The organism is Methanococcoides burtonii DSM 6242 (assembly GCF_000013725.1).
Lineage (GTDB): Archaea > Halobacteriota > Methanosarcinia > Methanosarcinales > Methanosarcinaceae > Methanococcoides > Methanococcoides burtonii.
The window spans coordinates 666,462-680,946 of the sequence record NC_007955.1 but is presented as its reverse complement, the minus strand read 5'-3'; the positions used below and the strand labels follow the sequence as shown (position 1 = coordinate 680,946).

Genomic DNA, 14,485 nt, shown 5'->3' with positions numbered 1-14,485 from the left:
CAAAAAAAAGGGTGGAGCTTTTAGCTCCGGATATGTTGTTCAGATATGTTCGGTCAGTTTTCCTCCATCAACTCGACGGCCATTTCCCTAAGCTTGAACTTCTGAACTTTTCCACTTGCTGTAAGTGGATATTCATCTACGATAAATATGTGTTTTGGCACTTTATAGCGTGCTATCTTTGTGATGCTGAAATCCCTGATATCTTCTGGTGTGAGCTTTGAACCTTCTTTGAGCACAACAAAAGCCCCTACTATCTCACCGTATTTTTCATCAGGTATTCCAATTACCTGTGCATCTTTAATTCCTTCGATGGTGTAAAGGAATTCCTCTATCTCCCTTGGGTAGATATTTTCTCCGCCACGGATGATCATATCCTTTATCCTTCCGGTAATGCGGTAATAACCATCCTCATCAACGGTAGCGAGGTCTCCGCTGTGCAGCCATCCATCCTTGTCGATGGCCCTATTGGTCATTTCAGGCATCTTGTAGTACCCTTTCATGACATTGTAACCACGACAGCATATCTCTCCCTGCTCGTTTGGTCCTACAATTTCACCAGTTTCGGAGTCCACTATCTTTACATCGATATGTTCCAGTGATGTTCCTACCGTGCTCACACGGCGTTCAATGGGATCATTTGTGCTTGTCTGGGTAAATACAGGAGAAGCTTCTGTAAGGCCATAAGCTATGGTGATATCCTTGCAGTTCATTTCATCGATAACTTTTTTCATGGCCTCTATAGGGCATGGTGACCCTGCCATGATACCTGTTCTCAGTGATGACATATCGAACATTTTGAACATCGGGTGTGAGAATTCTGCAATGAACATTGTGGGAACTCCATAAAGGGCAGTACACTTTTCTTTCTGTACTGCGGCCAACACCAGAAGCGGATCAAAAAGTTCTATCATTACAAGCGTACCGCCATGTGTGAGAGTTGCAAGAACTCCAAGTACTATTCCAAAACAATGGAACAATGGGACGGGGAGACACAATCGATCATCTTCTGTGAATTTTTGTCTTTCTCCGATGTAATATCCGTTGTTAAGGATATTCTCATGTGTCAGCATAACACCTTTCGGGAATCCGGTGGTTCCTGATGTGTATTGCATGTTGATGACATCTTTGCAGTCCAGTGTTCCTTTGAGGCTGTCAAGTTCTTCACTTTCAGAATGCTTTCCAAGTAGAAGCATTTCTGCTGTGTTGTACATTCCCCTGTGCTTTTCCTGACCGATAAAGATAACACTTTCAAGTTTTGGATACCCTTTACTGTTAAGGTTCCCTCTTTTACATGTTTTTAGTTCGGGTACCAGCTCATAGATCGTTTCCACATAGTCAACATCCCTGAACCTATCAACAATAGCAATTGCCTTCATATCTGATTGCTTCATCACATATGCAAGTTCATGGCTTTTGTATGCAGTATTTACGGTAACCAGTACCGCACCGATCCTTGCTGTTGCAAAAAGGAAGGTCAGCCAGTCAGGCACATTTCGTGCCCAGATCCCAACATGATCGCCTTTTGTGATGCCGATGGATATAAGTCCATTCGCAAGATCATCGACCCTATCATTGAATTCACTGTACGAGAATCTTAAATTTCGATCAGGATAGACGATAAAGTCTCGGTTTGGGTCCTTTCTGGCCTGTTCTTCAAAAAATTCTCCAATGGTAGCTTTAGTAAATGGCATTGACATCAGAACCTTTGTAATCTTATTCGTTCTTCTCTTCAGGGATCAGGTGTTCTGCCAAAGTTTCCTTTATGTCATCAGCTAAAGTTTTTGACCTCTTATTGACAAAATCATAGCCCACCAGTACCGCGTCTCCTTTTGTCTTAAGCTCTCCTCTTTGCCATGCTTCGTGATGCAACGTAAAGGACTTGTTCCCTAATCTCTTTACATATGTTCTTATTTCGACATCGCCATCGAAGAAAATCTCACCAAGGAAATCAAAATCGATCCTTGCCATTATCAGTCCCCATTTCTCTGGACTCAGGTCAAGATCTGGCTCGAACATACGGAATATTGGGTTTCTTGCAAGTTCAAACCATCCTGGCAGGACTGTATTGTTCACATGCCCCAAACCATCGATATCGCCGAATCTTGGAGTAACAGTTGTAACGAACATTTCTTCTCCTTTAGAGTGGGGTATAGACAATAGCAAGTATCTTTGATTCCTTACCTGCTGCGTGGAGGTCATGAGGGACAATGGAATCATAGTAGATACTATCACCTTTTGTCAGGGTGTGTTTATCCTTTCCATAGGATAGTTCGATGTCTCCCTCAAGCACATAAATGAACTCTTCACCTTCGTGAGATGACAATACCGGTCCCTTTGCATCGTTGCAGGGGTGCACATCTATTATGAATGGCTCCATATGCCTGTCCTGCTTGTCTGCGGCAAGTGAATAAAAATCAAGTGTGCTTTCTTCACAGGATGCACATTTGCCTGAAAAGCGGACCACATTCTTTGCTTCTCCACTACGGTTTACTATAGGGCCTTTTTGAGGCGTATCGTCAAGGAACGTTCCAAGTCGCACTCCCAGAGCACGTGCTATCTTTAAAAGAGGTGTTAATGACGGGATTAGCTCTCCCTTTTCAAGCTTTTCGATCAGTTCCACATTGCTCTGACTCTCATTTGCCAGCTCTTCCACTGTCATACTACGGTCTTCACGGAACTGGCGGATATTTTCTCCAACACTGTTTTTTTCAGTCAATTCATTTCACCTCTTTTTGCATATATGTAACATCAAATAATGATCAAAAGGATTTTCGAATTGGTATTGCAACTTAAATAGATATCTGCGTTACTGTGTGGCTACCTTTATAATTCTTGAAAACAAAATATGAGTGTGAGGTAAAATGAATAATAAAATGCTAATATTATTATTGGCGACCATGTGTATTCTTGTGGCAGGTTGCATAGGCGACAGTGGCGATGATGTTAATGGTGAGGCTAGCAATGATTCTGATGATCTTGTCTCCGAAAATACCACGGATGAAAATGTCTCTGATGGCATCACTGATGACATCACTGAAAATGTTTCTGAGGAAATAATCGAGCCAAGGGCCTATTCTATCATACTTGATCATTATTTGTCAAGACCTGCTTTACTTGAGATCAATAAAGGAGATGCCGTTTTTTGGAACAATAGGCAGAATAGCGGTGATAGGAAACGGTTCACTCTTGTCAGTGAAGATGGATTGTGGGAAGACCGTTCCATAAACTATGGAGTGCCTTTCAATTATACTTTCACTGAAGAAGGAACATACAATTATAGCATACTCGGCCAGCCAAGAATGAGTGGTACCGTTATTGTTAAATGATGTCATTTTGTTACAAGTTCCAATATGCAAATGTTGAGCACTAAAGTCACAGAGGGTAGTACGACAGTTTCTGTACCGGTTCCTCCGGAAGGGGTTCCATTTCCTCCTTCTGAAGCACCGGTCTTCTACAATCCTCATATGGAATTGAATCGGGATATCTCGGTTGCAGCAACCTCGGCCTGTGCCAAGCGTATTCTTCTTAAGAAGGATATGGAACTTAAGGATATTACTTATCTTGATGCGATGTCTGCATCAGGCATCAGGGGATTGAGGATCGCTAATGAGGTGGGTATTACTTCGATATTGAATGACTGGAGTGATGATGCTTATGGACTCATTCTTGAGAACATTGGCCTCACTGGGGTTTCTGACATTGCAGAAGCTACCTGCAAGAATGCCAATGTCCTGATGCATGAGCGGCGTTTCAATATAGTTGATCTTGATCCTTTTGGAAGTCCGACCCCTTACCTTGATGCAGCTACAAGGTCAGCAGTTCATTTTTTGGAAGTTACTGCGACGGATACAGCTCCACTTTGTGGTGCTCATTTTAATTCCGGGATGAGAAAATATGCCGCTGTGCCGTTGAACAATGAATTCCACAGTGAGATGGGAGTTCGTATCCTTCTTGGCAAGATCGCTAGAGAACTTGCCAAACATGACAAAGGTATGACCCCCTTGCTCTCTCACGCTACAAGGCACTATGTGCGCACTTATCTCCAAGTTAAAAAAGGTGCTAAACTGGCAGATAAAGCGTTTAAGGATCTTGGATTCCTATCACATTGTGAACATTGTGGGCACAGAGAGATCTTTCATGGAATGGCCATATCGATAAGTGATCATTGTAGCTCTTGTGGAAATGATGTCTATATAGCAGGTCCTCTGTGGTTAGGGCAATTACATGAACCTCAGTACTGCGATGAGGTTCTTCTGGAGCTGGAAGACAGATCTCTTGGAACGAAAGAGCAGGCAAAGAAGCTTATTTTGGCATGTAGGGATGAACTGGATATTCCCTTCTTCTATGATCAGCATGTCATTTGTAAGATGATCGGAGTTTCGGCACCTGCAATGGATATGTTCATTGCCGCTCTTAGGGAAACCGGAGCCAATGTCTCAAGGACACATTTCACTGGAATCTCATTCAAAACCGATGCAAAGATCGATACTATCAAAGATGTCTTAAGGAGTCTTTAAGTTCTAAGCTTTGACCATTTTATTATGGTCTGAGTTTGATCCATGTTATAGAAAGTAATATATATCAAATTAGATAATGTTAAATTAAATATAATCTATTATGAGTTTTATATATTTTTGGGGGTATTTGTCTGTCAAAAGTGAGTCCTGAGTATTTGTTCCTTCAAGAAAAACCAACACTTGTTCTACTTGCGATATGGTTCTACGGTAGGACCTATGCTTCAGTGATCACAAAAGAGATCAATTCAACATTTGCCCACACGACCAAGGTCCTTTCAAGAATGGAGGAAGATGGACTCGTTCAATTTTCATTCGAAGGGCGTATCAAATATGTCGAGTTGACGGAAAAAGGGACCAACGTTGTGTCGATCCTTAAGGACCTCATAATTTCTCTTGATGGTGAACTTCCTGATGAATATGATGTTGAAGGGCGTCATGATGTAAGTGGTTCAGAACTTGACACAGCTTCTGCCGAGATATTTGATATTGTCAAAAAGTTACGCTTTAAAATAGAAAGTATCTATAAAGAACTTATAGACTCTGGTGCGGATGCGGCTACTATCAAGAGGAAGCTTGGGCCATTTAGTCGTGATATGGCAATGATAGGTGAAATGATCAATTCTTCAGAAACACCTGTAGATACCGAGGTCATCAGGGCTTATGACACTACAAGGGATGTTTTTTCTTCCCTTCTGAACAAAAACGGTTAAATGCTTGCTATTCAATGAGTACTCATGGAAACCGCAATTTTGACTATCAAGATCTACGGCAATGTAGAACGCTCATTAAGCTCTGCTTCCTTTATGCTGGAAAATGAATTGAAAGACCTCGATGCGAAAGCCGAAGTATCGCTGGGTCCGGATGGATGGCTTCAGGTAGCTGCTACTGGAGACGATGGTGAGTTCGCTATTAATTTCCTTAAAGAAAAGTTTGGCACCCCGGTGACCTACGTAGATGATAAAGCGGTTTATAGGGGTTTTATTTCTTCTATTAATGAGGATGGCATAACTGTAGATATCGGTATCACTTTAAAGATAAAGTCTTCTGAGCTCAGTGTCCTTGGGGCTGGCACTAGTCCACAGATAGCATCGAGGTTTGGTCTTATACCTCACCTGCCGGTATATATCAGGGTATTAAAGCAGGAAGATGGTACGTTCGCTTCTTTTACGAAAAAGCAGGTCGATCTTTTCTGGAGCTGGAAGAAGTTTCCAACCGACCGACTGGTAGTGAATTCAGTCACACGTTCCGAACTTAAGAGTGCTATTAAGAAAAAAGGGCATGGCAGGGATATTTATGGCATTGAAAGGCTTGGTCTGCTTGAGAATCTGGTTGTATGTCGTGAGAAAACGGATGGTCCTGGCATCGTGGCAGAGATCGGTCCTTTGCTGAATGCAGAAATTGGTGTTATCAAAGGAACTCGTTAAGTTAATTGGCAGACATGTTATTTTGGTGATCTTGTCTGATCTTGCCTTTTTCAGCACTTTTCTAATAATTATTGTATGATATGTATGATGGAAAACTAGAGGACTATTGTCCATTCATTGAGCATTTGCAGGGATAGTTATTGCATAACAAATAGGCAGTGTCCATGACCTGTTCCGCAGCATTCTGTTTCCACGATGTTACATTGCAGGTTCATTTTATTTAGGATAATTCCCTGAAGTATGCCTTCATTAAAAGAACATAATGTCTGGCCTATGTTCTTTGTACCTTCGCAGATAAAACTGTCCTTTATATTAATAATTAGCGGATCATAGGATCTAACGGTAAGTTTACCCATTTCATTCTTTTGCCAATAATCAGTAACTTCTTCGAACAATCCTTCGATATAAGTTGAAGTGAACGTTTCGGCAATCTTCATTCCAATATCCTGTCCGATATTTTCCATGATTGGTGTTTGATTAAATCCATTTGCATGAAAACCACTTTGTACTGTCCGGAACATTGACCGGAGAAGTCCTCCTTCGCTATCGAAGCTTGTGGTAAATTCTTCCAGGTTCTTCCTGTAATGGTCGAATACTGGCTTTTGTGAGCAGGCAGTATATTGTGAACACATGACATATGTCTTTTTACGCCTGTCATCCGGATCGACATGTTCTTCTAGTAAATTGCTTGCTTTCAGGTCTTTCAGGTGTACGGATATCGTTGATTTTGCTTTTCCTGTGTGTTTTACTATATCATCAAAAGATTGTGCAGTCTCGTACAATAACTCCATTATTTGAAGCTTGACCGGACCTTCAATGGCAATAATGCCATTTTGGGTTGAAAATAGTGCAGTTTGTCCATCAGGCTCCATATAGAACAATTAAAGCATGAAATATATAAAAGTTCGCCATGTAACGAATAATAAACCTCTAATTTGTATTGATCCCTTAAAGTGTTCGAAAGGTATTTTGTTTTATTTACTAAAAATTTGGTGCAAATTTGAATTAATTAGCAGTTTTTGAGCACTTTTCACTATATTTTTCCAATTTTGACCGTTAGTTTATTTTTACTTTAGTACAGATTCAGACCGTTCTATGAAAGCTGTTGTTGTACCTATTGGATCTGTTGAAGCTATAATGGCTAAACTTGCAGAGTCAAATGTGTTGGATAAGGCTCGGAAGATAGTGGTAGTTGATTCGCTGGAAGGTAGGATGGCTGAAATTCCCATTCTTTGCGATGTTTCCGATTTTACTGTCGTGAAACAAAATATTCCTGAATTCTATCGTTTAGCTGTTTCATTGAAAGACCATCTAATAGGTATAATCCCCGATGAACTGCTGCAATACGTTCCTTCGGGTTGGCATTTAATAGGTGATGTCATAATAATCCATATTCCTGCTGAAATTCAAAATTACAGGACTGAGGTTGCGGAAAAACTTCTTTTGATGAATCCCCGATGTAACTGTGTTGTGCGTGATCTTGGAATAAAAGGACCTTTCAGGGAGCCTGAACGTGAGATAATCATTGGCAACAAGACAGAGACCATGGAGAAGGAGAACGGATGCCTTTTTAAGATCGATGTGATGAAGCTAATGTTCTCAAAGGGCAACCTTGCTGAGAAAAAACGCATGAGTAAGCTCGGAAAGGGTGATGTGGTAGTAGATATGTTCGCAGGTATCGGATACTTTTCCATACCTCTGGCAGTCCACGGTAATCCTAAAAAAGTATATTCCATTGAACTGAATCCTGTTTCATATGGCTATTTGCTCGAGAATATAAGGCTGAACCATCAGGAAGATGTGATCGAAGCTATCAATGGCAATTGCAAAGATGTAACACCTGTGGGCATTGCCGACCGTGTGATCATGGGATATGTGGGAACCACTCATGAGTATCTCCGGCAGGGAATCTCTGCTATAAGAAAAGAAGGTGGCACTCTGCATTATCATGAGACTACACCTGAATGTCTTGTCTTTGACCGCCCCGTCCAGAGAATAAAAGATGCAGTGGCATCGCTTGGTAGAGATGTTGATATCATGGGATGTTATCGCATCAAAAAATATTCGCCAGGGGTATGGCATGTTGTTGTGGATGCATTTATCAAATGAGCAATAATTCCTTATTTTATGGGTCAATGATGGGTTATGACAATGGAATATGAACATTAAAAAAGAAAAATAATATATGTGCTTAATTGCCAGATCTTCTTCCAATTCATGCTTTCAATGTCTTGATCGAAATGTCGGAATCAATAATGTGGTCGAATTCTATCGGTCCTATCCAGCACTGGTTCTCAAAAGCTGACTGGAAACATACCCCGATGGTCATTCCCTCATCAGTGTTCTCAAATACTTTTTCCATTGTCTCTTTCACGGCATTGAGGTTTATTCCCATCTTTGGCATGGAAAGTCCGCCAAGAAGGACAATAGTGTCTGCATGATAGTCGATATTGTCACCTATCTGCATTCCGAAAGATGTTTTGACGATCTCCCTTGCTTCTTCAGGACTGGTCTCTGGAATGAATCCGATCTCTATATTTGTATTACGTATGCCATATGCCATAAGTTCTGCAAATGGTGTGCAGAATCCGGCAGTTCCAATGAACATAATTTTGTTTGAGTCTTTTACAAGCTTTCTAAAAGATGTTAAAAGTCCTCCGACTCCACTGGAGTTGTCTATTGTTTCCATTTATCCTCCTAAAAAAGAAATGATACAGCCATAGTTAATGGCTGCATGTATTGTTATTTTAAACGTTCTTGATGCCGAATGATTCTAGCAAAATTCCAGGGTTAATGCGACCGCTGGTGAATGACTTCTTTGACTTGAGGTCGTTGATGGTTATCTTTGCAGGTGCGAACATTCCTGCGTCAACCTTGAAGAAGTCGAATCCTGCTTCCTTGAATGTTGTGTAGAATGGCTTACCAAAATCTCTTGATGTTGAGGATGGTGCTTTCTTAACGAAATCTTCGAGTTCTTCTGCATTTCCGTCTTCTACGGTGTAGTATGTTTCACCACAGTAGATGATACAGTCGTTGGTAGATCCCATGCATTTAGTATCGTCTCCTACAATAGGTGCAATAGGTGCAACACCGAATCCGCTCTTGATCTTGTTGATGTCATATCCAATGGATTCGAGTTTGTGAATGCCTGTTTCAACAACTCTTGCGGAGATCTGTACTGATCCTGCAATTGATGAGGTTGGTGCAACAGCGATGAATACATTCTGTGGCTCTACACTGCAATGTTTTGCGATGTACTCGACGATCTCCTCGGTTGGAAGTTTGTCGGATTCCATTACAAGAACTGCTGCATCAGCCTCGTCTTTGTATCCTATCTCTTCGTAGAGCTCTTTTGGTTTAAGTCCGAGACCTCTTGCAGGACCTGATCCCATTCCAAAGTAGTCGCCGACTGCAATTCTCCAGCCTGCATACTGTGATGCCATGCATGCGATGGTAGGATGGTCTGTTGCGATCTGAATTGCAGGTACTGCTAATCCCTCAAGATCTACTTTTGTGTAGCTGATCTCAGCAAGGTCTGCGAGGCAGAGGCGTGAAAGATACATACCTGCATCGTATCCACCTTCTACATTGACACCACAGTCGATGATAGTTGCGCCGTTTTCCAGCACTTTTGATTCTATCTTTACGTCTTCTTCCCAGTCTAACATCTCATCGATGATCGCAAGTCCTTTTTCATTGACACTTATCATGGTTATCACTCATTATTATTAGTGTCTTTGATTAGCTCGGGAAGAATATAAAAGTGCCGATTGCACGAAGCCAGTCCAAATAGTACTGAAGATAGCTAAAAGTTAAAAAAGGGAATATGGCAGTTCAACTGCCTTAAGGCCGACTTGATGGTATGTATTTATTCTTTATGGCTCTTGATAGAGGCCAGCATATCAACACCGCTATCTGTCAACCTGAATAGATCCTCTTTGATCACAACGATATTAGCATTTTTCAGAAAGTCCATGTGATACTTCAATGTATTATCATCGGTCTCAACTTCGGCTTTTATGCCAGCTTCCGCTTTGCCGAATACACCGATGGATATTACGATCTGTCTTCTAATCGGGTGGGACGCAGCTTTGTCAAGCATTTCGTGTTCCATCCTTACTCTATCTCCTTCTGAAGGCTTTTGCATTATAAGATCATCAAGTTCATCGTAGTCTTCTTCCATTGTATTCTCCTCTTTTTGTTGTGTATGAATAGTATCCACAACGATTAATCATTTATAATCATATCGGTAAAAATTATAACATTTTTCCATTTTTTAGTAAATTTATGGCATTATTTGTTCGGTTTACTTATGATAAACCTAAAAACATCGAAAAATGCTAACTTGTGGTCTTCGACAACACTTGCTCCTCCTGCTTCGATATTACTTCTTGTATATCTATTTACATTGAATCCGAAGAATCCGCTGGTTATCGGGTTTATCAGTTCTTCCATAAATGAAATTATCTGGTATTTGCTGCGAACATGTTCAAGATTTATTATCTTACCTTCAGGTTTGCAGACCCGCACGTATTCTTCCACTCCTTTTACAGGATCTGGAACTGAACAAAGTACAAATATCATTACGACCGAATCAAAAACGTTATCTTTGAATGCAAGATGCTGAGCATCCATTATCACCATTTCAACGTCTGATTTTGCTGCTCTGATCTTAGCCTTTCCTATCATTCCGGGTGAATGATCGATAGCCACGACTTGAGCATTTTCAGGATAGTTATCAAAGTTTTTTCTGTGCTAAACCCAACTTAAAGACATCTTCCTCCAACTTTTGAGAAAACGACCTTCCGCTATTTTTTGAAAGCAATATGTTCCATCATCCATTCAAAAAGATCATGGACATGTGAATAGCGGTGATATTTCTATTGTGTGTATTTTGTTGTGTTCAATCCTTATTCCCCAACTATAAGTTCTGTTTGTTTAATATATGTAATTTTTTCATAAACATTAACAGGGCATGTGGGTGATAGGTAGTGCTATGAATAGCTATTTTATGTATCAACCTCAATTCTTATTCGGGGTTATTGCAATGAAAATGATCAGTGTCTTTATCATCTTGTGCTTCTTCATGTCAATTTCAGGCTGTACTTCTTATTATCAAGATGGAGATGGCGTAAGTTTGTATGGGGATGAAGTTGAAACTCTTGAATATCAGGGTGTCGAACTGACTCCCATCAGTGAGCAGAGGAATAATGCAATTAAAGGAACCCAGAGAATAATTGAAGATACTTATCTGTTGAAGGTTGATGGTATTGTCGATGAACCCTTAGATCTGACGTATGAGCAGATCACTTCTTATCCTAATGTCTCAAAGCTCATCGATCTTAATTGTGTCGAAGGCTGGGATTTCACTGGAAAATGGACTGGTGTGCCAGTTTCTACATTGCTTAATGAGGCGGGTGTTCAGGAAGGAGCGACAACCGTTATTTTCTATTCTGCTGATGGTTATTCTACTTCCCTCAATCTGGACTACCTTATCGAAAATGATATAATTCTGGCTTACAGGCTCAATGCTGTTACCCTTCCACAAGATCGAGGTTTCCCGCTGCAGCTTGTTGCTGAAAGCAAATATGGGTACAAGTGGGCAAAATGGATAACCGGCATTGAGGTTATTAATGAACCGTATGAAGGATACTGGGAAAGCAGGGGATATAGCAACAATGCAGATTTTGGTGGCCCAAGATCTGGATGACTCTGGCATATTTTGTTATATTCTATAGATCACCGGCTTCTAAACATTCTGAATTATACTTATATTTATATACTTCATCCACTCTTTAAGTATAACTACGGTGGTCGTATATGAAAAATATCAAAATAATATGTGGTATAGTTGCTACTTTAGTGGTAGCAGTCTCGTTAATGAATACAGCAGTTGCATCTCCTTTCGATGGTGGACCCTTTTGCTGATAATCTGGTCATTAGTGGTTTAAATCCTTCTGCAACCCCATCTTTGATCATGGGCCAGCCCGATGGTATGACAGTTGACTTTAATGTGGGTGACTCTATGGTTGTTGAGTTTACCGATAACATGTTGATCCCATCATCGACCACTGCTCCTGATCTGCTCATATATTTCCCAATGATGAGCCCTGAACAAGCTGCAATGGTGGAAATAAGTTCGGATAATGAGAATTGGATACCTTTAGGCATGATTCCTGTGGATTTTGCAGTTAGTCCATATCCTGCATTCTCATCCTCATCTTATAGGGCATTGATTGATATTGATTTTGCTAATCTCGATCCTGAAATTAACTATAAATTTGTAAGAATTTCAGATATGTCCATACTACCTACTTCTGTAACTCAAGTGTCTCCGGCTTATTCTGTCATGCCTGGTGTCATGATAGATGCAGTTGAAGCAAACCCGATGCATCCAGTCAACACTGAAGAGATCCCTGAATTCCCAACAGTTGCGCTTCCAGTAGCTGCAATAATTGGTATTGCATTCTTCTTCCAGCACAGGAAAGAGTGAATAATTAAATAATAATACAAGTGTGCTGCCCGACAGCATGCTTCTGTACTTTTTTTATTAATATTTATTGTAACTATTCAGCCACCTTTGCGTGCTAAAATCCCCCCACCTCAATTTATTTCATCTTCTGACATGGATTTTTACGAAAAAAGTAAGTAGTAGCATTCTATTTAAGTTCACACCCAAAAAATCAATTGGTTTTGCCAAACAGGAGGTGAATGAACACGAAACGCAAAGAAATCCTAGCAGTTTATGAACAAGGTCCCGAAGCAGTTGTCACTCTTGTCACTACATTGTACGACATCATTGCTGAACAACAAAGGATCATAGAACTACAAGCTGCCAGAATAACCGAACTCGAAGAACGAGTTAAAAAATTGGAAGAGCAACTCAAAAAAAACAGCCGAAACAGCAGTAAACCACCTTCAACTGATGTTTTTATTAATGAGAAACCAAAAACAAAAAGCAGACGAAAAAAGAGTGGAAAGAAACCAGGTGGTCAGAAAGACCATCCTGGAACTACTCTCAGAATGGTAGATGTTCCTGACGAAGTTATAATTCACAAAGTACACAAATGTAGCAATTGTGAAAGATCGCTTGAAGATATAGAAGTTAAAGATCATGAAAAAAGGCAAGTATTTGACATACCTCCCATTAAACTTCAAGTAACAGAACATCGTGCTGAAATCAAGTCCTGTCCTCACTGCGGTTGCAAGAACAAAGCTACTTTTTCAGAAAAGGTTAAACAACCCACGCAATATGGCTTGCGTCTTGCATCATTAGCAGTCTACTTACATGATTATCAATTACTTCCTTATGAACGCAGCTGTGAATTGCTAGCTGATGTTTGTGGATGTGAAATAAGTCCCGCTACTTTGGCCAGGGCAGAAAAGACATGTTTTGAAAAACTTGAAGATTTCGAACAGCAGATCAAGAACTTCTTAATAGAATCTCCTGTGATAAATTGTGATGAAACTGGTATGAGGATAGAAGGAAAACGACAGTGGTTACATGTTGCTTCTACAAACAAAATGACATGTTATTATCCTCATCAAAAAAGAGGCTCTGACGCAATGAATGCGATGGGAATCTTACCAAATTTCAATGGTACAGTAGTTCATGATTTCTGGAAATCATATTACAAATATGATTGTGATCATTCGATCTGTAATGCTCATCTATTGCGAGAATTAACAAGTGTAAGCGAGAACGATAATCAATTGTGGTCAAAAGCTATGAATATTCTACTTATTGATGTCAAAAAGTCAGTTGACCAGATCCGAGGAATGTCTGGTTGTATGAAACCAGAGAGAATTAAAGAGTTTGAAGATTGGTACGGCCAGATTATTCATATTGGGATAGAAGAAAATCCTCAACTTCAAGCCAAATCAAAGAAGCGAGGAAGAACTAAACAAACCACAGCAAAAAATCTGCTGGATCGGTTTATTGGTTATAAAAATGATATTCTCAGGTTTATGCATGATCTAAAAGTTCCATTTGAGAATAATCTTGCAGAAAGGGATGTGAGAATGATGAAAGTACAGCAGAAGATATCGGGTACATTCCGAAGTATGCAAGGAGCATTAATTTTCTCGCGGGTAAGAAGTTACATTTCTACTGTTAAGAAGAATCAGATTCCTGTGATGGATGCAATTCGAAATGCAATTGCTGGAATGCCATTTATTCCAACAATTGTTTGAGCTTCTAATCTTTTTGTGTAAAGGTTGGTCATACAGGATTGATTATAGGTAGGCTGAATAGTTACTATTTATTTTAGTTTTCTGAATTTATTTGTGCTTAGTATCCTTGCACGTAAAAAATATTGTTGCAGCATTAGTTTCATATTAAGTCCGGTAAGAATCATAATAATCCACGAAAATTTAAGAAATGGTAAAGGATCTGGGCAGATCATCCTTTTCTTTAGTGCCTGTTTTTCCCTTTCTTATCCTTTTATTCCTTTAGTAAAAAGTTTTTACCGCTGCTTTCCATTCCTGAATACTTATTATTCAGTAAATGAGGTTCATATTATTAAATTGGTTAAACAAGACCTC

General features: G+C 40.0%; 16 protein-coding genes. 8 read left to right on the top strand and 8 right to left on the bottom strand.

Features of this window, described 5'->3' with window-relative positions:
• Positions 1-53: 53 nt before the first annotated feature.
• Genes MBUR_RS03365 through MBUR_RS03355 form a run of 3 tightly spaced genes read right to left on the bottom strand, consistent with a single transcriptional unit; the run spans position 54 to position 2,716 of the window.
• Positions 54-1,691, bottom strand: coding sequence for an AMP-binding protein (locus tag MBUR_RS03365; RefSeq protein WP_048063201.1), 1,638 nt, complete (start codon positions 1,689-1,691; stop codon positions 54-56).
• A 22-nt stretch (positions 1,692-1,713) separates the two neighbouring features.
• Positions 1,714-2,127 (bottom strand): acyl-CoA thioesterase, encoded by a 414-nt coding sequence (locus tag MBUR_RS03360; protein ID WP_011498792.1) that lies wholly within the window; start codon positions 2,125-2,127, stop codon positions 1,714-1,716.
• Between the two features lie 10 nt (positions 2,128-2,137).
• Positions 2,138-2,716 (bottom strand): helix-turn-helix domain-containing protein, encoded by a 579-nt coding sequence (locus tag MBUR_RS03355; protein WP_011498791.1) that lies wholly within the window; start codon positions 2,714-2,716, stop codon positions 2,138-2,140.
• Positions 2,717-2,861: 145 nt separating this feature from the next.
• Here MBUR_RS03355 and MBUR_RS12855 point away from each other — a divergent pair, with 145 nt between their 5' ends.
• The 4 genes from MBUR_RS12855 (at position 2,862) to MBUR_RS03335 (ending at position 5,941) form a co-directional block, all read left to right on the top strand.
• The gene (locus MBUR_RS12855) at positions 2,862-3,326 is read left to right on the top strand and encodes a hypothetical protein (RefSeq protein WP_011498790.1); all 465 of its coding nucleotides are present in this window, start codon (positions 2,862-2,864) and stop codon (positions 3,324-3,326) included.
• A 30-nt stretch (positions 3,327-3,356) separates the two neighbouring features.
• Positions 3,357-4,517, top strand: coding sequence for a tRNA (guanine(10)-N(2))-dimethyltransferase (locus tag MBUR_RS03345; RefSeq protein WP_048063495.1), 1,161 nt, complete (start codon positions 3,357-3,359; stop codon positions 4,515-4,517).
• A gap of 140 nt (positions 4,518-4,657) precedes the next feature.
• The gene (locus tag MBUR_RS03340; protein ID WP_232222001.1) at positions 4,658-5,227 is read left to right on the top strand and encodes a MarR family transcriptional regulator; all 570 of its coding nucleotides are present in this window, start codon (positions 4,658-4,660) and stop codon (positions 5,225-5,227) included.
• A 24-nt stretch (positions 5,228-5,251) separates the two neighbouring features.
• Entirely contained in the window at positions 5,252-5,941 is a 690-nt protein-coding gene (locus MBUR_RS03335; RefSeq protein ID WP_011498787.1) for a DUF2110 family protein, read from the top strand.
• Positions 5,942-6,078: 137 nt separating this feature from the next.
• Here MBUR_RS03335 and MBUR_RS03330 read toward each other — a convergent pair whose 3' ends face one another.
• Entirely contained in the window at positions 6,079-6,813 is a 735-nt protein-coding gene (locus MBUR_RS03330) for a V4R domain-containing protein (protein WP_011498786.1), read from the bottom strand.
• Positions 6,814-7,036: 223 nt separating this feature from the next.
• Between MBUR_RS03330 and MBUR_RS03325 the strand changes: the two genes are divergently transcribed.
• Complete coding sequence (locus tag MBUR_RS03325; RefSeq protein ID WP_011498785.1) at positions 7,037-8,050, top strand: class I SAM-dependent methyltransferase; 1,014 nt, start codon at positions 7,037-7,039, stop codon at positions 8,048-8,050.
• 106 nt (positions 8,051-8,156) lie between these two features.
• Here the strand turns inward: MBUR_RS03325 and MBUR_RS03320 are convergent, their stop codons facing one another.
• The 4 genes from MBUR_RS03320 to MBUR_RS03305 form a co-directional block, all read right to left on the bottom strand.
• On the bottom strand, positions 8,157-8,630 hold the full coding sequence (locus MBUR_RS03320; RefSeq protein WP_011498784.1) for a DUF2124 domain-containing protein: 474 nt from the start codon (positions 8,628-8,630) through the stop codon (positions 8,157-8,159).
• 58 nt (positions 8,631-8,688) lie between these two features.
• Positions 8,689-9,651, bottom strand: a complete 963-nt coding sequence (gene mch, locus MBUR_RS03315) for a methenyltetrahydromethanopterin cyclohydrolase (RefSeq protein ID WP_011498783.1) — start codon at positions 9,649-9,651, stop codon at positions 8,689-8,691.
• A 158-nt stretch (positions 9,652-9,809) separates the two neighbouring features.
• Positions 9,810-10,124 carry a hypothetical protein gene (locus MBUR_RS03310; RefSeq protein ID WP_011498782.1) on the bottom strand — a complete coding sequence of 105 codons (315 nt, stop codon included), beginning with the start codon at positions 10,122-10,124 and terminating at the stop codon, positions 9,810-9,812.
• A 110-nt stretch (positions 10,125-10,234) separates the two neighbouring features.
• Positions 10,235-10,654: a class I SAM-dependent methyltransferase gene (locus tag MBUR_RS03305; protein ID WP_052286190.1), complete on the bottom strand. Its 420-nt coding sequence runs from the start codon at positions 10,652-10,654 to the stop codon at positions 10,235-10,237.
• A gap of 334 nt (positions 10,655-10,988) precedes the next feature.
• On the opposite strand from MBUR_RS03305, the gene MBUR_RS03300 reads away from it, so the two are divergent.
• The 3 genes from MBUR_RS03300 to MBUR_RS03290 all read left to right on the top strand — a co-directional run bounded on the left by MBUR_RS03300 (position 10,989) and on the right by MBUR_RS03290 (position 14,134).
• Complete coding sequence (locus tag MBUR_RS03300; RefSeq protein WP_048063199.1) at positions 10,989-11,651, top strand: molybdopterin-dependent oxidoreductase; 663 nt, start codon at positions 10,989-10,991, stop codon at positions 11,649-11,651.
• A 198-nt stretch (positions 11,652-11,849) separates the two neighbouring features.
• A complete protein-coding gene (locus tag MBUR_RS03295) occupies positions 11,850-12,434 on the top strand; it encodes a PEF-CTERM sorting domain-containing protein (RefSeq protein ID WP_048063198.1) in 585 nt (194 codons plus the stop codon).
• Between the two features lie 218 nt (positions 12,435-12,652).
• Positions 12,653-14,134 carry an IS66-like element ISMbu5 family transposase gene (locus MBUR_RS03290; RefSeq protein ID WP_011498778.1) on the top strand — a complete coding sequence of 494 codons (1,482 nt, stop codon included), beginning with the start codon at positions 12,653-12,655 and terminating at the stop codon, positions 14,132-14,134.
• The last annotated feature ends 351 nt before the right edge of the window (positions 14,135-14,485 follow it).